Origin of the sequence: Bordetella sp. 15P40C-2 (assembly GCF_009763235.1) — a bacterium.
Classification (GTDB): domain Bacteria; phylum Pseudomonadota; class Gammaproteobacteria; order Burkholderiales; family Burkholderiaceae_B; genus Bordetella_A.
The window spans coordinates 49,705-66,364 of record NZ_WSJA01000034.1 but is presented as its reverse complement, the minus strand read 5'-3'; the positions used below and the strand labels follow the sequence as shown (position 1 = coordinate 66,364).

Genomic DNA, 16,660 nt, shown 5'->3' with positions numbered 1-16,660 from the left:
TAAGCGTTACCACGGCTATCGCGACAAAGCAGCGTCCTCGTACTCATTCTTCGTTAGCAAAATCCGGGATAGCGCCTGCTGCGCCCTGAGGGAGGGTAGTCTGTTGCCGAAAGCAGCCAGCCCTCAGTCTTTGGTCGCTTTACCCCGTTCAAGGTCGAGTGGGGTAACTTTGCCGTCAAGGGCGGCCGAAAGGATGGCAATACGGCTAAGCAAGGTCAGGTTCAAGGACGCGACCTTTGCTAACTCCTGCTTCACCCCTGCAATCTCAGCGCGCAACTCGCGGTTTCGCTCATGCTCTTGCTTGAGTTTCTCTGTCTTTGCGTCCCGCTGGGCTCTCACGCCCTTGCCCGATACAGCTCGGATTCGCTCTGCAATGTCAGGATAGCTGTTATGAACTAATGCGGGAGTGACGCCGGCGAGCTTGGCTACAGCGGAGATGGTCACCTTATTCGATTGCGACTGCAAGGTTGCAAGCGCCTGGCGTAACTGCTGGGCGGTTTTGTGTCGACCCCGGTCAGCTGCATTAGGTGTTGCGCTCATAGCCAATCTCCTTTCCAACTGCAAGATGCTGGGCCTCATCGTTTTGAGCCCCAAGGTCTGCCAAGACCTTGGCGGCAAGTGCAAGGTCGCGGCGAATTCTGTCGTTGGCGACTGGCCCCAAATCATCCAAGGCCAGCAGCTCCTTGTGCTGCCCATAAATCCCTTGCCAGACTTCTTTAAAGTCGTTGTCGATGACACCGTTTTTGCAGTCCACGCATCTGACGCTTTCATAAAGTCCCGCTCCGCCGCAGCCACTCTCTTGTGCGATACACCATCCATGGCCGGTTGCGCGTATGTGAATTTGTGCAGCGGTGTGCTCCACCAATCGTTTGCGGCTGGAAACAGCGGTCGCACGCATCTCAACGATTTTTCGCCCAGCGCCGCCACTCAACGGCGTGCCTGAGGTGGACCACCTGTCGAGCAGGTCTTTTTTGATGTCGAAATATTCGGCAAGAATGTCTTCGTAAAGCGCTGGGTCCTGTGCTGGGTTGGACGCATACAGCTGTGTCATGCTTATGCTTGAGTGTTTCAGCTGCCATTTGAGAAATACCAAGGACTGGCGCCCCATCTGGGATTCAACCACCATGCGCGCGTAAGTGCGACGGCATTGGTGAGGACTGAGACCCCAGGCGACACCGGCCCTGGTGGCGAGCCGACGAAATGCAACGCGGGAGGCAACAACACTCAAGGCTGAAATTTGGTTGAATTTGCCCATGATGATGCCGAGAAATAGACGGTTCACATCCCGGCGCGCTTGCATCAGGCGCTTCATAAAAACGCCTCTTTCCTTTGGTTGCGCATTGCTTATGCTGGCTTCCATGTCCCGAATTTCGGCTTGCAGCGCTTCCCGCAATGGTTGCGAGTAACGCTCCAGCACGCTGACAACTTTCAGCGCCATCGACGGAACCAGATACTCGACTCGACCTTTTCGAGTCTTGTGCTCGATGGACGCCAGCCAGGAATACTCCAACCCATCCTTGACTTCGGTACGACCACATCCCACATTGAGTCCGATGACCTCCTCGTTCCGCATGCCTGATGAGATCGACAACAAGTAAAGACAGGCGTCGCGCAGATCGCGCATTGGCTCCGATGAGGCGCCGATCTCGCCAGCATCCCGCATCGTCAGAAGCTGATCGGCATTGGCTAACTGCGCTTCACAATGAGTGAACAAGCGCTCCTGATCTCTTCGAGGAATAACAGGCGTTATACCGACACCCGCGCGGGATACGTTGCTCGCATTGCCAGTCATTCCGCAAAAAACGGATAAGGACATATCACCCCAGGGAGGAAATCTCAGTGGTCGGGCTAACTTATCTCGAAACGTCCATGCCAAGTCGATGATCTCAAAGCGAGTCATGATTCCGCGCGCACGAACGTGTTTTTCGGCGCGACTATCCTGTAGATACCTCGCCAGATGTAGCGGTCTGATCTGGTCAAACGCCTCGATCGCCTGGTCACGCAACCAGCGTAACAGCCTTCTGGCGTTGATCGCTGACACGACCAAAGTCCTGGCATTTGCACCGCCATAGCCCGGCCTACCCTCCTTGAACCAAGCAAAGAATGCAGCCTTCGAATCCGCCAGCAGGCTATCTGGCAAATCGGTAGGCCAGCAGATCGTTTTCATGGACTCAGGAACATTAGGTTGTTCAAAATAGGGTGTAAGGTCCCAGTTGGTATCGCCAAATCGACTGAGGACATGTGTTGTGCCGTCGTCACCGACCAACGAGCTAACGATGGTATCGTCATTGATTGACGGCTTGCGGTGGGCTACTTCGGTCAGGTTCAGGGCCGTATTACGCAGTGCGATCTCCCTGACGTCGTTGCAAGGATTGCATGCGAGCAGCCCAAAACGGATGAGGGGATACAAGGGATAGCGACCGAGCCTCCTGAACTACTGAGGCAGCAAATTTCGTCGACGTAAAATCGTCGATCAATGCGATCAGGTTACGGCGATGCTCTCGCCAAGCAGCCATGTCCGAGCCAGTCAAATACTCTATTTCGGCCTGCATGTATGCCTGAAAACTGAACAGGCGGTGAAGGTCTTGGACAGATCCGACGACCACATATGTTGGACAAGTCAGGCAGTCAGTGAATCGCGAGCAGTGGTCAACACCGTTATTAGGTGCAAAGCCGCCATGAACTGAGTCGCCACAACGCCCGACCGGCGTGCGCTGGATCGTCGCCAGCATATGAATGGGAATAGTTTTTTCCACATCGGCGGGCTCGCCACGCAAGACGCCAGGGAGTGCAAGACCGACGAAGCGCACCGCATCCGCCTTCATTTCGTCTGTCAAACTTAAATAATGGCGGTCAGCTACGGCGGGCGTATGGCCTACCGCCGCTGCTACAGCGATAAGGTCTCCATCGCTGAGGTGCCACAGCTTCATTTCCATTGTTTTGCGAAGCCTTTGAACGCTTGGAACGAGCGCATCGCCGTCGTCGCTGCGTAGACCGTGCCTTTTTGAAAACTGTCGAGCACAGGTATTCAAACGCTCCTGATCCAACACAAGCAAGGAGCCAAAAGTCCTTCTAGACTTTGCCCTGTAGAGCCATATCCTGTCCTTGAAACCCTCTGGAGCGATGGCCGCAAGCGCCTCTGTCCGAGCCAAAACGCCCTTGAGCACGCCAACCCCATCCATGGGCACCACGACGTCCGTCTGGGTAGTCTTTGGCGTGCGTAACGTCTGGGTCTGGCTACCGCCTCCGCGCCGTTTGAAAGTCCGCAGCAGCATCGTGTTGGGCATCAGCGGATTGACTTCCAAACAACTTCTCGATGCCTCGAGTAAAGGTGTTGTGTTGATCCCCGTGCGCATGGCCACGACAAGAAAGGCCACGGTCAACGCCTCCGAATCAGGTCCTTGAAAGCGCCCCTTATGAATTGCCACCAAATCTGTTTTCAGAGCATCAGCCAGCCGCTTGATCTCGGCCTGGCTCATGGGTTGGGGAGCCTTCTTTGGCCGGCGTACGCCAAATGGATGCGTCGGAAACAGCGTGGAAGACTCCGCCGCGATTAGCCTTTGGTCAATCATCCACTCGAGCAATGGTCGAATGTGACCATAGACAGTTGCCGCAGACGTTCCCTCCGGATATCTTTTTTTGAGCCAATCCACAAAGCCCACTATATGTTTGCGCGCGAGGGCTACCGGTTTGCTAGGTCCATCCGTGTCGAACAGGTATTCCATCCACCGGCAAACGCCCGAGCCGGCCAAGTTTTCGAGGGTTTTTATGGAAACTGTCCCAGATACTGATTTGGCTTGGAGCGCGGCGACACAAGCCCAAACCCAGTCGTCACGGCCACGCCCCAGCCAGTTGCCGTAGTTGAACCTTCGGCATTTGGTCGCTGTGGTTTCGACTCGAAAGACCGGCAACGATGGGCTTGTGATGCTATCCACCCCTGCCGGTGACGCAAGCCTACCAGCTTGGTCGACCGCTGGGGCAACGTAGGATTTAGGCCGCCTCATGCTCCACAGCCTATAGCGAACATACTGTCAACGAAATCCTCGTGCCGCAAGACGAGCTGCGCTTCCATTTGGTTAATCAAATGGAGGTATCGCGCCGTGGTTTGCACATCGGAGTGCCCAAGCCGATCTCGGACATACAGCAGTGGTTCGCCTGAGAAATCAGGTTTTCGTCTGAGCGCTGCCAACGTATAGGTTGCATAGGTGTGCCGTAGCATGTGGGCGGAAACCTTGAATCCGACGCGCCTGCTCAGGCCGCTGAATATGCCCACAAGGCTTGTTCTCGCAACTGGGCCGCCTGTTGAACTCAGGATCAGTGAGGGGTGATCGTGTCCAGCCCGCGCAAGACGTGACCGCCGTTCCAAGGTCTTATAGGCGGCCAGTTCTCGCATCAAATCCCAAGGCACATCAACTGATCGTGGCCGCTCATACTTGATCTCCATATCTCTGGGATCAAGGTCGACACGTATCAGCTGGCCAGGCCTGATATCCTCGCGACCGATAGGGTCGAAGACGTAGCTCACGGGGAGAGTCCGCGCCTCGCACGAGCGCAGACCTGAACGGAGCATCAGCTCGAAGAGTAGTCTATGGGTAGGGTTAGACAGGCACTTGCGGCTCTGTTGAACCTGCTCAGCCGTCAAGATGCGAATGGGACCTTTGTGCTCACGAAGCAAGACAGCAGCATGTTGCGACACTTTCGCATGCCGTTGGACATGGGCAAGTACGCCGCGGCCTGTTGAGCTATAGATCTGTCGATGGGTGAACGGCAGTCGATCAATATACCGATGACGCCGGGCCCATTCGTAAAAGCGAACAACCAGCGCTAATCGCTTGTTGATGGTCGTGGGGGCCAGCCTCAAAGTCCCGGCCGACCAATCGCGGTAGCGGCTCAACGGAGACGCTCCAGGTGGCGAGCTCGTGTCGTCCCACTGAAGTCCGTTTGCGTTGAGGAAGGCAAAATAGTCGTATAGTCGCCGCCCAACAGCCTCCCAGGTTAGCTTGCTACGCGCACGGCCATTTTCCATGAGGATGTGGATGATGAAGTCTTGCACTGGCTGCAACGGCCCGCCCTCATCGTTGATCAGGAGCGGTAGCCCTTCAACCGGATGGCCAGCGATTTCCAAGTCTCGCGTCGAGAACAGCAATCTCATATCTCGCGCTCTACCAGAAACCGAGAGATTTGCTTGAGCGACAGATCAGGTAGCTGCATGGTCAGCTCGACATCACCACGTCCACATGTTCCTGATCGGAGATTCCAGGACTTCTCGCGTGTGTAGAGAAGTGCGAAATCCTGTCTGTTGACGGATGCGTGCCACCGCATGGGCGCGGCAGGCAGCAAATGCCTGCGTCGGAGCGTTGAGTTATCTGAAGCCATAGACCTCCCCCAAACCCCGCCTGCTACTCGTCCCAAAGAGACCTAACCAGATAACAGATGGCAGGGAAACATAGCTCTCATCCTACTAACAATCCGATCAAGTCAGAAGCGCTGCAATAATAGTTGTTGCAGTCGACCAGGGCTAAGCTGCTCTTCGCATGACGGCTCCCGTTGCGGCCAGGGGCCGGTAGCCAGGTGATGCACGTTATGCGTGGTCACGCCAAAGATCCTCAGTTCCTGGCCGTCTTTGAAATCGATCGGCTCGAATTCGGGGTTCTCTGGCATCAGGCGCACGACCCCGCTACGGTGATAGAGGCGCTTCACTGTGAATTCACCATCCACCGCAGAAAGACGCCTGCGGGCACCGAGGTCTCCGCCATAAACAACGCGCAATCGAGCGCGGCAAGGGGCACCGGTTTGGTTATGACCAAAACTGGATAAAAACACAGCATAACCCCAATCCTATGGCCGCTGACCGGCTTGGGTTCGACCCCGAAGGGGCGCATGCCTCAACTAGGTCCGCCTGGAAGCGCTCTATATTGCCCATAATGGGTAAATTGGGTATATTGGGTATATCTTTAGAGCCAAGAACCCACCATGAACGCGTTTGGATCCCCAGCCACTCTGAAAACCGCATTTTCGGCCGATAGCCGCGAACCGGCCATTGATGACCTGCCAGTCGCTCCGGCGACTTCTGTAAAAAAGGAAGGCTGGCGAGGGATGATGCGCGCACTATCTGCGCACGGTAGATTGTTGGTCACCAACCATAATCAGCCAGAAGCGGTCATCCTGTCCATGGATGAGTACACCCAGCTGGTGCAGGCTGCCCAGAGGGCTAAAGCCGCTGAGCCCGATCCACTCGCTGAATTGCGCCGACAATTCGATGAGCGTCTGCAAAAATTACAGGCCCCCGACGCTAATGAGCGTCTTCGCAACCTGATGAAAAAGCCCGCCCCGCTGGCTGGTGCCGTCCTGTCTGGATCCTCCTATTGATCTCCCGCCCAGTTCTCTACGTATTAGCGGGCGTCAATGGCGCCGGCAAAAGCTCTATTGGCGGTCACCAACTCACGCAAGCTGGCCTAGCCTGGTACAACCCTGATAGCTTTGCCCGGGAATTGGTGAATGGCTATGGGTATGATCAAGAGCAAGCGAATGCTGCCGCCTGGAGTGAAGGGGTAAGGCGCCTTGATCAGGCAATTGACCGTGGCCAGGACTTTGCTTTCGAGACCACCTTGGGCGGGTTCACTATCTCCGCAAAGCTTGCCGCCGCATCGAGCACTCATGATGTCATGATTTGGTTCTGTGGCCTGCAATCTCCCGAGCATCACATTGCCCGAGTGAAATTGCGCGTCAGCCAGGGAGGCCACGCCATTGCAGAAGAGAAGATTCGACAGCGCTATCGCACATCGGTCCTAAACCTCATTGCCCTTATTCCGTACCTGCACGAGCTCCGGGTGTACGACAACAGCCACGACGTGAAAGTCGGTGAACCCATTCCTGAGCCAAAGTTGCTGCTCTACATGTCGGGCAAAGAAATTCTAATTCCGGGAAACCTGGACGAGGCGAGATTGACGCCTGACTGGGCGATTCCAATCCTCGAAGCCGCGTATCAGAGGAGCGCGCGACCGTCGTGAATCGATCCAGCAAATTTTGACTCCCATACCCAAGATTTAGGCCCGGGTTGCGGTGGTGGCGCTTGATGGATTAAACGCCAACAGCCGAATAACGGGTGAGGCCGATCAGAGCTTTTCTCGCCCCATGGGAGGCATTTCTTCCCATTCGGGATTCCTGGGAACGCCCTCGGGCATCTCTGCCATGAGGCCTTCCAACTTGTACTTGCGCGGGCGCCTGGGCTCGGCATCACTCTTGCGAGACGATTCAGGCGTTGCGTTCTCTGCGGGCGTGGGGTTTTTAGTCATGACGGGGGTGGATATTTACGCGACGGCTGAGCGCAGCAACGATAGCGGCGATCTCATGAGGTTCCTACCCACTTAACGGAATGTGAATCCAGTATAGATTGTCACCGTCTTCGAGTAAGGGTGCCAGATCCGCTTAAAAGGAACGGGCAGCCTTTGGCCACCTACAATGCGACAGGGGGAATCAGCTTCATGCCGGCGTAGACCCTTCGCTTAAGGTCTTCTAGCATGGGCACAATGGAGCGCGGCGGAGTCTTGGGCCCAAGGTCAAGGAGAATTCGTTGAAATGCCTCATCATCCGAGGTGGAAACCTCGCTAAGACTCAGGAGCACAGCGCAGGCTCTGGCGAGAGCATCTCCTGCAACATTGGCGCCGGCCGCGAACTGGTCGATTTCCAACTCAGCCTCGAGAAAGAGCTCAACACCGGGGTCATCTTCATCCCACGCGGCAAACGGGTCAAAATCCGCTTGCTCCACCAGGGTTACTTGATCCGAACTACGAATAAACGACGAAATCATCCGTTTTTTCCTTAAGCCGATAATCCGCTTCCGGGATGGAAGACGTGATCTCGGCCCTAGAATTTTGACGTCACGACTTTGGTGCCGCGCTATACGATAAGAAAAACCTCGGAGCAAAAGCCAGGGCCAGACAAAATTTTTCCCCGAAGGGCGCTTTTTTGGAAGTTTGAACGACCAAAATCCGGTCGACTTTTCATGATAACTTTTACTATCATGAAATCTATATCCTGTTGATATAAAGCGTATTTTCATTAAATCTTGCCATTCCATCCAACATCATCCAGCCGCGTTACATGACCAGACCATACACGCGCCAACTAGCCATCACCCGACTTCTGCCCGCCATTCTGGCCCTGCGCTGCCACCACCCCCAGCTACAATGACGTCAATCGGAGCAATCAGAAGTTGAGCCCGCGGCATGGATGAAGAATACGTTCCGTATAGATCGAATCGTGACCATCTTGAGTTCTACCGAGCCTGGATGGAGGGAACGTTCAATGTCGACCAGCTCGCAAACCGGTATCTGGAAACCGGCACGGATCGCGCGGCGGCCAAGCGCATACTGAAAGCCGTCCAAGCTACGTTGGTGACCGCTGCGCGCCGTATGGGCAAGCATGGCCAGGCGCGGCTTCTCATGCTCGACAGGGACAGGCTGCGCGAGGCGGATGCACGCTCCTATAACCGTGTCCCATCCGAACGCCGGCGCCGGGAGCGTGATGCGCGATTATTCCGACGGCGCTTGACGCTCATCGCGGAACTGATCGACTCCGTATCGGTGCCGCCCAAACCTGGCGATCTGACTGACAAGTGGTTCGACGAATCGGTTGCCAAACCTCTGATGGACGCCGGGCTTCGCACAATCGCGCAAGTCGCCGACCGCGCCAACGCTATAGGTTATCTTTGGTACAAAAGCGTGCCACGCCTGGGTCCGACACGCGCCGCGCGCCTGAACGATTGGTTCAAACGCCATAACGAGGCGCTAGGCGATCTGTTTACGCCTTTCGCTCTCACGCCAAAGCGCTTGCTGCCCAAAGAGCAAAGGCAACCTTGGACCGGCTCCGCGGTGTCACGAGCGCCATACGGCGTCAAACCCCGATCACCGTTTCTTGCCAGTCGCGATGGGTTCTACCTGCCCCCGGCCGAACTCGATGGCTCGCGAGGAAGGAACCGGGCGCCGCTCGCGGAAAACCGCAGCGGCGCAGCCAACGACTACGAAGCAATCCAGGCCTGGCTCAACCTCTACAAAGAGCCACAGCATAAGCACACCCTGCGCGCTTATCGCACCTCGGCCGAACGCCTGCTGCTCTGGTGCGTTTTTGCCAAGCAAAAAGCCCTGTCGAGCCTGACCACGCAAGACGTGCTGGAATACAAGGCGTTCCTGGCTGACCCGAAGCCATACGATCTCTGGGTGAGCGACGTCATGCACCCGCGTTACGATCCGGACTGGCGTCCCTTCATTTGGCGCCGGCGTCCGAAGGCGCAGCGCTTTCACATCCCCAATCGTGCGATCGAGCCGCCAAACGCGCGCGTCAACGCCGCCGGCGAACCTTTGGTCGCCGGACTGTCTGCCGACAGCGTGAAATACGCCCTCACTGTCGCGGCAAAGCTCTGCACGTGGCTGGTGGGCCAGCGCTATTTGGACTACAACCCCTTTTCTGGCCTGGCGCGAAAAAAGGCCCGCACCCAAATCAACGTCGGGCGCAGTCTGACGCGGCAGCAATGGGACTACGTCATGCAATTCGCGGCGTCCCTGCCTGACGACAGTTTGAAAACACTACGTCTGAGGTTTGTGCTGCACCTTGCCTTCTCCACTGGCCTTCGCTTGTCCGAACTGGTGAACGCCAAGGCCGCCGACATCAGTATCCAGGATCTCGGCGACGATATGCGGCCGATGGTGCTTCATGTCGTAGGCAAGGGCCAAGAGCCCAGAGAAGTCTTCCTGCCGCAGTCGCTGCAGCGCACCCTGGCGCAATATCTCAGCGCCCGCGGCCTGCCCGACGATCCGCGTGCCTGTCCGCCCGAAACGCCTCTGATCGCCAAGCTTTACAGCACCCGTTGGGGCGATGCAATGACCGATTCCGCCCTATACCGTGTCTTGACGACCTTCTTCGAATCGGCCGCGAACGCTATTGCCGATGCGCAGACCTCAGTGCGCGGGCGCGAGGATCGCTATCGCCTGCTGCAAGCCAGCACCCACTGGCTTCGCCATACGCACGGCTCGCACGCTGCGGCACGCGGCACATCCCTGGCGGTTATCCAACAAAACCTCGGACACAAATCGCTCACTACGACGTCTGTCTACGTCAAGGCGGAAGCCCGATTACGCGCCGAGCAGATGGAGGCCTTTGACCAGGCTGTGTTCGGGCAAAAGGACGCATAGCATCCATCAACCGAAACTGCATGTCGCGCACTTCGAGCCTCAGCGGGCTCGCATCGCGCCTAGGTCCATCACTACAATCACTGGTTCAAGCTAATAGATGGCCGAGCCGGGCAAATTTCCTGCTCAGGTCCGCGCTAGATTCCGATTCACCCTACACATACCGCCTCTGTCGTGACTATCCTTGTTAAACGATTAGCCATCATGGCCGCGATGCCCAAAGAATTAGAGGGTCTGGTCACAGCGATGGGAGATTCGGTCTCGATCACGCGGATTGCCATGCGCGATTTTTACGTTGGGGAGATCGCAGGCTGCCCGTGTGTGGTGGTCTTGAGCCGTATCGGCAAAGTCGCGGCTGCCGCCACGACCACCGTATTAATTGAGACGTTCAAGGCAACATCGATCGTATTTGTAGGCTTGGCGGGCGGACTACATTCGAGCATCCGCGTGGGCGATATCGTCGTGGCCAGTCTCCTGATGCAGCATGATCTTGATGCACGCCCTTTATTTGCGCGCTATGAAGTGCCAATGTTGGGATTAAGTCGTTTCACGCCGGATGCCTCGCTGAGTGCCGCGTTGTTGTCGCACGCTCGGGCTTATCTCGCAGAACAATCGCGTTCTGGTAGTGCACATGGCGTAGCGAGCGTCGACAGACCTTCCACCGCCCATCACGGCCTTATCGTAACGGGCGATGTGTTCGTCAGCGAGCCATCACGTCACCGAGCCATCCAGCAGCAGCTGCCAGACGCACTGTGTGTGGAGATGGAAGGCGCAGCCATGGCTCAAGTCTGTTTTGAGTTCGGCGTTCCCTTTGCCGTCATGCGGGTCATCTCGGACCACGCGGATCACAACGCAGACGTGGATCTTTCGGACTTCTTAGAAAAAAAAGCGAGCCTCTATACCTGCGGTGTGCTGTTCAAATTCTTAGCGACGCTGCGCTGACCGATAAGATCCGTTGACGCGTCGCCAGCGTCAAGCCGCGGCGAGCATCTCATGCGCAACCGGCACGACATACCTGCCCTCTCCAAACGCCAACGGCCGGTTCTCGCTGCGATACATCCGTTCGACTTGTCCAATATAGATGTCATGATCGCCACCAGGATGGACCGCGACCTTGACACACTCCAGATACGCGCTGCAGTCATCGATAATCGGCACGCCACCCAAGCCCTCATTGACCATGACGCCCTGAAACTTATTGCCGCCTGACCGCGCGAACTGATTGGAAATATGGATCTGGTGGTCCGCCAGGATATTCACCACGAAACGCTCACAATTCTTAAACGCCGCGTAACTACTCGAGGTCCGTGCCTGGCTCCACAGTATCAAAGGAGGATCCAGCGACACGGAACTAAATGAATTCGCCGTCACGCCATACTGATTGCCGTCTTCGTCCACCGTCGTCATGATGGTGACGCCCGTCGTAAACGCGCCCAGGACGCGGCGAAATTCTTTGCTGTCAAAAGTGTTCATGCTTGGGCCTCGTTTACAGATTGAACTCGGGATTGGCGATAAGCGATCAAGTCCGCGATCGAAATGATGGTCAGATCATGGCTAAGCGCAAATGCAATCAGGTCCGCACGGCGCGCCATGCTGCCATCGTCGTTGACCAGCTCACACAACACGCCTCCCACGCCCCGCCCGGCGAGAGCCACCAAATCATGAGCGGCTTCGGTATGCCCGGGCCGTTCCAGCACCCCACCCGCCCTGCTGCGCAGCGGGAAAATATGCCCGGGACGCACGAAATCGTCTGCCTTGGCGGCCGGGTCGGCCAGGGCGCGCAACGTGGCGGCGCGATCGGCCGCCGAAATTCCCGTGCTGACACCTAGCCGCAGGTCCACGCTCACTGTAAAAGCCGTTCTGAAAGGATCGGCGTTGTTTGTCACCATCGGCGGTAACTCAAGACGGTCCAACACCTCGCCCGGCAACGAAACGCACACCACGCCGCTCGTATGACGCACCATGAAGGCCATCTTTTCCGGTGTGACCGCGTTCGCGGCGATGATAAGGTCGCCCTCGTTTTCGCGCGTCTCGTCATCGACCACCAGCACGAACTCGCCGCGGCGCATCGCGTCTATGGCCGTTTCGACGGAATCAAATGCGCGTTCCGACCGCGCTTGGGTAACACGCGAGACGGCTTGGGCTACGACAGACATAACCAACTCCTGTAATCAGACTAGCGACAGTCTAGGAGGGCTACCGTCTACAAACAATTTGCAGAATTGAATTTATCTATAACCAACGGGAATAAGTGGCGCGTGTGCACCGGCCCTGCCCCGCGATCACGCCAGTTTTGCGAGCTGGGTTTTAAAGTTTTTGCTCAGGAAGTCCTGGAAATTCTGTCCGGCCACATTTAATTCGGCGTTGCGCGCAACCACCATCCCGTAGCAGCGCATGATTGTCAGATCCTTGACGTCAATAGTCTTGCGTACCCCGCGCGCATTGTCATGCGCCATGGACTGCGGCAAAAACGTAATGCAGTTGCCGGCATCGACCATGCCAAGCAATGTCGGCAAGGTGATCGTGATCGCTGGATTAAATGGCGCGCCGCGACGCTCGAATTCTGCCTGCAGCTGTTTGCGCAGCGCCTGATAGCGATCCAGTAGCATGAGCGGGTACGGAAAAATCTGCTCTAAATCCACCGATTCGGCGTTCGCCAGCGGATGCCGGGCCGGTACGACCAAGGTCATTTTTTCTTCGGCCAAGGATTTAAAACCCACTCCGCGCGGCGCGCTATCCAGGGCAGCGACCGCCATATCCGCATTGCCTTCGACCACACTGCGTATGACCTGCTCATAGGGCAGATCCCGCAGCACAATGCTCACGTCGGGATAGCGCTCGTTATAGGCATGGATCAGGGCGGGCATGACGGTAGCCGCCAGCATGGGCGTGACCACGACGGTCACCCGATTGCGATCGACATCGGAGACCGCCTGAAATTTTCTCAGCACGTCGCGCAAGCCCGCTACCGCCTGCTCGGCGGCATCGCGCAGCAAGATGCCATCCGGTGTGGGTTCGACCCGGCGCGTGGTGCGCAGCAAAAGTTTGACGTGCAGCTTGTCTTCCAGACGACGCACCCGGTTGGTCACCGCGGGCTGGGACAAATGCAGCTTGCGCGCTGCCACGCTGAAACTGCCCTCTCGCACCACCCAAAGAAAGGTCTCGAGTTCGGCGATTTCCAGACGGGTCAACGAGGGGGGATCGATCAATTTATTCACGGTCGTTATGAATGTATCACAGGGCGGAAATTGTGCCGCAGGCAGTCTGCACCAATACTGGCGGTCAGTTTTTTGTTCGAAACCACGCAACGACATAGGCTAGACATGAGTAAATCCCCACGCCAAATGACCTTGGTTGCTTTTTTGCAAGCGCAAAACTGCTCGAACTATGCGGGCTCTTGGCGTCACGCCTCCAGTATGACGGACTACTTGTCGCCCGAATACTATCAACGTATTGCCCGTACCTTGGAAGCCGGCAAGTTCGACATGGCGTTCTTCGACGACCGGCTGGCCATGCCGGACATCTACGGCGATGGCCACCAAGACACGGTCAAGTACGGTGTGCGTCCCATCAAGTTGGATCCCACCACCGTGCTCATGGCCATGGCCATGGCGACCTCCAAGCTGGGTCTGGGGGCCACTTACTCGACGACTTACTACGAACCGTTCCACGTCGCCCGGCTGTTTGCCTCACTGGACTTGATGACCAAGGGCCGCGTCGCCTGGAACGTCGTCACTTCGATGAACAACTCCGAGGCGGCCAACTTCGGTCGCTCGGAACACCTGGAACATGACCTGCGCTACGATCGCGCCGACGAATTCATGGAAGTCGTCATGGGCCATTGGGACACCTGGCAAGAAGGCGCCATCATCGCCGACAAGGCCGCGGAAATCTTCGCCGACCCCGAGATGGTCAAGCGCCTGGATCATCAAGGACAGTATTTCAACTCGCGCGGTCCGCTGACGGTGCCGCGTTCCCCGCAAGGCCATCCGGTGATTTTGCAAGCCGGTCAAAGCGGCCGGGGTCTGGCCTTCGCCGCGCGCTGGGCCGAAGTGGTGTTCTGCAAATACCCCGCCCTGGAAAACGGCAAGAAACAGTACCAGGCCCTCAAAGACGGCGTGGCCAATGCGGGACGCGATCCCGACTCGCTGAAGATCGCGCCGGAACTCAAAATCATCGTCGCCGAAACCGAGAGCCAGGCCAAGGAACAGCGCGACTACATCGCCAGCTTGTCACGTCCTATCGATGGTTTGATCATGATGGGCGAAACGCTGAACATCGACTTCTCGGGGCGCCCCTACGAGCTGCCCTTCACCGATGAAGAACTGGCAGCAATGTCATGGCAAGGTCTGCGCGACAAGGTCATCCAGATCAGCGGCAAAAAGAATCCCTCGGTCAAGGACTTCGTCGAGGCCTCCGGCCGTGGCACGCTCAACGACGGGCCCGTGTTCTGCGGCACCGGCGCACAGGTCGCCGACCAGATGGAAGAATGGTTCAAATCGGCCTGCGACGGATTTGTACTGTCGGCCACGTCGGTGCCCGGCACCTACGAAGATATCGTCCGCCTGGTTGTGCCCGAACTGCAAAAACGTGGCCTCTTCCGCAAGGAATATACGGACACCACGCTGCGCGGCAACGTCGGCCTGGCCAAGCCGCGTGCCGGCGACTGGCGCCGCAAAAACTAAAAGGAGGCTCGAACCATGACGCAAAAGACCGTTCGCATGATGTCGGCAAGCGGCATCCTGGGCTACGGCTTTCCCGAAAGCTCGCTACAGGCCGCGCTGGCGCTCAAACCCCATATGATTGGCGTCGATGGCGGCAGCAGCGATCCGGGCCCGCATTACCTGGGCTCGGGCAAGACGCTCAACTCTCGCCTGGCGATGAAGCGCGATCTGTCGCTGCTGTTGCGCGGCGCCATTGCCAACGGCATTCCGATGATGGTCGGGACTTGCGGGGGTGCCGGTGGCACGCCGCATCTGCAGGCTTGCGCCGATATCATCCGCGAGATCGCCGCCGAGCATGGCCTGCACTTCAAGATGGCGCTCATCGATTCGGAGCAGGACAAGGGCTTTCTGCTGGAGCAATTGCAGGCCGGCAAGATCAAGCCGCTGAGCAACGCCCCGCAAATCCGCGCCGAAGACATCGAGCAAGCCGTGCGTATCGTCGGCATGATGGGCCCGGAACCCTACCGCGAGGCACTGGCTGCCGGGGCACAGGTCATCCTCGGCGGGCGCGGCACCGACCCGGCGCCTTGGGTCGCACTCGCCATGCATCATGGCTTGCCGGAAGCCCCAGCCTGGTACGCGGGCAAGATCCTCGAATGCGCCTGCAATGCCGCCATTCCCAAGAAGCACGATTGCTTGATGGTCACGGTGGGCGAAGACTTCGTCGAAACCGAACCCCTGAATCCGGAGTTGCGCTGCACGCCGATGTCGGTAGCCGTCCAGGCCCTGCACGAAACCTCCAGCCCGATCATTCGCTACGAACCGGGTGGCGTGGTGGACGCGAGCGAATGCGTAATCGAAGCGCTGACCGAGCGGCGCGTGCGTATCACCGGCATGCGTTGGATTCCCAAGCCCTACAGCATCAAGCTCGAGGGCGCGCGCATGGCCGGCTATAGCGCGATCACCATCGCCGCCACACGCGACCCGGGCCTCATCGGTCAGCTCGACAGCTTTATGGCGTTCGTGCGTGAATCCACCGCGACGAAAGTCAGCGCGCTGGGGATCGATCCCTCCACCTACCAGCTGGTACTGCGCCTGTATGGCCAGGACGGCGTGATGGGCGCCTGGGAACCGAAAAAAGACAGCGTGCCGACCGAGGTTGCCATCATTGCCGAGGTCGTGGCCGACACCCAAGAAATTGCCAATGCGGCCTTGTCGCTGGCACGGGTGACCCTGCTTCACTCTGACTTCGCCGGACGGATGTGTCGCGAAGGGAATATGGCCTTCCCATTTTCCCCGTCCGATATCGAACGTGGGCCGATCTACGAATTCATGCTTCAACACGTGCTTGAAATCGATGATCCGCTGCGCATGTTCCCCATTCATTACGAAGAAGTCTAGGAGCCCACATGGTCAAGCTGAAGCAAATCGCCAAAGCCTGCAAGAGCAAAAACGCCGGCCCCTTTCACATCACGTTGGACATCATGTTCGACAACGCGGACCTGTTCGAACAGGTGCGAGACTCCGGCGTGATCTGCCCCGAACTCATTGCTTCGCTCTACGGTGTCAAGCCGCAGGATGTGCTCTTTACCGAGTACCCCCCTGCCCTCGCGTGGAAAGCGACATTGCCGCGGCGCATTCCGTCGGGCGCCATCGGCGATACCGATATTTATGGCGCCCAGCAACATGCGCCGTTGCTGGATATCGAGATTCCCATCGACATCGCTAAATAGAAGCCGCGATCCCAACGTATGCACCCTGCCTCGCGCGCGAGGCAGTATTTCATGGCGCAGGTATGGACGAGACACA

The 16,660-nt window shown here is 57.5% G+C and carries 16 protein-coding genes; 7 read left to right on the top strand and 9 right to left on the bottom strand.

Annotated features, from left to right (window positions below; all coding sequences use genetic code 11):
* Positions 1-123: 123 nt before the first annotated feature.
* From GOQ25_RS14685 to GOQ25_RS19685, 5 genes are all read right to left on the bottom strand, one after another.
* A complete protein-coding gene (locus tag GOQ25_RS14685; RefSeq protein ID WP_202109489.1) occupies positions 124-540 on the bottom strand; it encodes a TetR family transcriptional regulator in 417 nt (138 codons plus the stop codon).
* Positions 524-2,410 (bottom strand): site-specific integrase, encoded by a 1,887-nt coding sequence (locus GOQ25_RS14680; protein WP_160351227.1) that lies wholly within the window; start codon positions 2,408-2,410, stop codon positions 524-526. Before GOQ25_RS14680 ends, GOQ25_RS14685 begins: the two co-directional genes overlap by 17 nt.
* Positions 2,337-3,725, bottom strand: coding sequence for a hypothetical protein (locus GOQ25_RS14675; RefSeq protein ID WP_160351226.1), 1,389 nt, complete (start codon positions 3,723-3,725; stop codon positions 2,337-2,339). The genes GOQ25_RS14680 and GOQ25_RS14675 overlap by 74 nt, the downstream gene beginning before the upstream one ends.
* A 275-nt stretch (positions 3,726-4,000) precedes the next feature.
* Positions 4,001-5,152, bottom strand: coding sequence for a site-specific integrase (locus tag GOQ25_RS14670; protein WP_160351225.1), 1,152 nt, complete (start codon positions 5,150-5,152; stop codon positions 4,001-4,003).
* Positions 5,153-5,478: 326 nt separating this feature from the next.
* Complete coding sequence (locus tag GOQ25_RS19685; protein ID WP_370519960.1) at positions 5,479-5,718, bottom strand: LexA family protein; 240 nt, start codon at positions 5,716-5,718, stop codon at positions 5,479-5,481.
* 255 nt (positions 5,719-5,973) lie between these two features.
* On the opposite strand from GOQ25_RS19685, the gene GOQ25_RS14660 reads away from it, so the two are divergent.
* Both GOQ25_RS14660 and GOQ25_RS14655 read left to right on the top strand, forming a co-directional pair.
* The gene (locus GOQ25_RS14660; protein WP_160351223.1) at positions 5,974-6,369 is read left to right on the top strand and encodes a hypothetical protein; all 396 of its coding nucleotides are present in this window, start codon (positions 5,974-5,976) and stop codon (positions 6,367-6,369) included.
* The gene (locus GOQ25_RS14655) at positions 6,366-7,010 is read left to right on the top strand and encodes a zeta toxin family protein (RefSeq protein WP_202109488.1); all 645 of its coding nucleotides are present in this window, start codon (positions 6,366-6,368) and stop codon (positions 7,008-7,010) included. Before GOQ25_RS14660 ends, GOQ25_RS14655 begins: the two co-directional genes overlap by 4 nt.
* A 446-nt stretch (positions 7,011-7,456) precedes the next feature.
* Here the strand turns inward: GOQ25_RS14655 and GOQ25_RS14650 are convergent, their stop codons facing one another.
* Complete coding sequence (locus GOQ25_RS14650) at positions 7,457-8,080, bottom strand: hypothetical protein (RefSeq protein ID WP_160351222.1); 624 nt, start codon at positions 8,078-8,080, stop codon at positions 7,457-7,459.
* Positions 8,081-8,228: 148 nt separating this feature from the next.
* On the opposite strand from GOQ25_RS14650, the gene GOQ25_RS14645 reads away from it, so the two are divergent.
* Together GOQ25_RS14645 and GOQ25_RS14640 are read left to right on the top strand one after the other, a co-directional pair.
* Entirely contained in the window at positions 8,229-10,190 is a 1,962-nt protein-coding gene (locus GOQ25_RS14645; RefSeq protein ID WP_160351221.1) for a phage integrase family protein, read from the top strand.
* Positions 10,191-10,391: 201 nt separating this feature from the next.
* Positions 10,392-11,129, top strand: a complete 738-nt coding sequence (locus GOQ25_RS14640) for a 5'-methylthioadenosine/adenosylhomocysteine nucleosidase (RefSeq protein WP_160351220.1) — start codon at positions 10,392-10,394, stop codon at positions 11,127-11,129.
* Positions 11,130-11,159: 30 nt separating this feature from the next.
* Here GOQ25_RS14640 and GOQ25_RS14635 read toward each other — a convergent pair whose 3' ends face one another.
* The 3 genes from GOQ25_RS14635 to GOQ25_RS14625 all read right to left on the bottom strand — a co-directional run bounded on the left by GOQ25_RS14635 (position 11,160) and on the right by GOQ25_RS14625 (position 13,405).
* On the bottom strand, positions 11,160-11,660 hold the full coding sequence (locus GOQ25_RS14635) for a flavin reductase family protein (RefSeq protein WP_160351219.1): 501 nt from the start codon (positions 11,658-11,660) through the stop codon (positions 11,160-11,162).
* Positions 11,657-12,343 carry a 3,4-dihydroxy-2-butanone-4-phosphate synthase gene (gene ribB / locus GOQ25_RS14630; RefSeq protein WP_160351218.1) on the bottom strand — a complete coding sequence of 229 codons (687 nt, stop codon included), beginning with the start codon at positions 12,341-12,343 and terminating at the stop codon, positions 11,657-11,659. Before ribB ends, GOQ25_RS14635 begins: the two co-directional genes overlap by 4 nt.
* A gap of 126 nt (positions 12,344-12,469) precedes the next feature.
* Complete coding sequence (locus GOQ25_RS14625; protein WP_370519959.1) at positions 12,470-13,405, bottom strand: LysR family transcriptional regulator; 936 nt, start codon at positions 13,403-13,405, stop codon at positions 12,470-12,472.
* A gap of 105 nt (positions 13,406-13,510) precedes the next feature.
* Here GOQ25_RS14625 and GOQ25_RS14620 point away from each other — a divergent pair, with 105 nt between their 5' ends.
* Genes GOQ25_RS14620 through GOQ25_RS14610 form a run of 3 tightly spaced genes read left to right on the top strand, consistent with a single transcriptional unit; the run spans position 13,511 to position 16,584 of the window.
* Positions 13,511-14,872, top strand: a complete 1,362-nt coding sequence (locus GOQ25_RS14620; RefSeq protein WP_160351216.1) for an LLM class flavin-dependent oxidoreductase — start codon at positions 13,511-13,513, stop codon at positions 14,870-14,872.
* Positions 14,873-14,887: 15 nt separating this feature from the next.
* The gene (locus tag GOQ25_RS14615) at positions 14,888-16,252 is read left to right on the top strand and encodes an acyclic terpene utilization AtuA family protein (protein ID WP_160351215.1); all 1,365 of its coding nucleotides are present in this window, start codon (positions 14,888-14,890) and stop codon (positions 16,250-16,252) included.
* 8 nt (positions 16,253-16,260) lie between these two features.
* Positions 16,261-16,584: a DUF4387 domain-containing protein gene (locus GOQ25_RS14610; protein ID WP_160351214.1), complete on the top strand. Its 324-nt coding sequence runs from the start codon at positions 16,261-16,263 to the stop codon at positions 16,582-16,584.
* Positions 16,585-16,660: the final 76 nt, after the last annotated feature.

Bases quoted from the DNA above. Each gene is read 5' to 3' on its own strand.
- GOQ25_RS14660 (WP_160351223.1), top strand. From the start codon at position 5,974: ATGAACGCGTTTGGATCCCCAGCCACTCTGAAAACCGCATTTTCGGCC.
- GOQ25_RS14675 (WP_160351226.1), bottom strand. From the start codon at position 3,725: ATGGAATACCTGTTCGACACGGATGGACCTAGCAAACCGGTAGCCCTC.
- GOQ25_RS14620 (WP_160351216.1), top strand. From the start codon at position 13,511: ATGAGTAAATCCCCACGCCAAATGACCTTGGTTGCTTTTTTGCAAGCG.
- GOQ25_RS14670 (WP_160351225.1), bottom strand. From the start codon at position 5,152: ATGAGATTGCTGTTCTCGACGCGAGACTTGGAAATCGCTGGCCATCCG.
- ribB (WP_160351218.1), bottom strand. From the start codon at position 12,343: ATGTCTGTCGTAGCCCAAGCCGTCTCGCGTGTTACCCAAGCGCGGTCG.
- GOQ25_RS14635 (WP_160351219.1), bottom strand. From the start codon at position 11,660: ATGAACACTTTTGACAGCAAAGAATTTCGCCGCGTCCTGGGCGCGTTT.
- GOQ25_RS14640 (WP_160351220.1), top strand. From the start codon at position 10,392: ATGGCCGCGATGCCCAAAGAATTAGAGGGTCTGGTCACAGCGATGGGA.
- GOQ25_RS14650 (WP_160351222.1), bottom strand. From the start codon at position 8,080: ATGGAATGGCAAGATTTAATGAAAATACGCTTTATATCAACAGGATAT.
- GOQ25_RS14645 (WP_160351221.1), top strand. From the start codon at position 8,229: ATGGATGAAGAATACGTTCCGTATAGATCGAATCGTGACCATCTTGAG.
- GOQ25_RS14610 (WP_160351214.1), top strand. From the start codon at position 16,261: ATGGTCAAGCTGAAGCAAATCGCCAAAGCCTGCAAGAGCAAAAACGCC.
- GOQ25_RS14685 (WP_202109489.1), bottom strand. From the start codon at position 540: ATGAGCGCAACACCTAATGCAGCTGACCGGGGTCGACACAAAACCGCC.
- GOQ25_RS14615 (WP_160351215.1), top strand. From the start codon at position 14,888: ATGACGCAAAAGACCGTTCGCATGATGTCGGCAAGCGGCATCCTGGGC.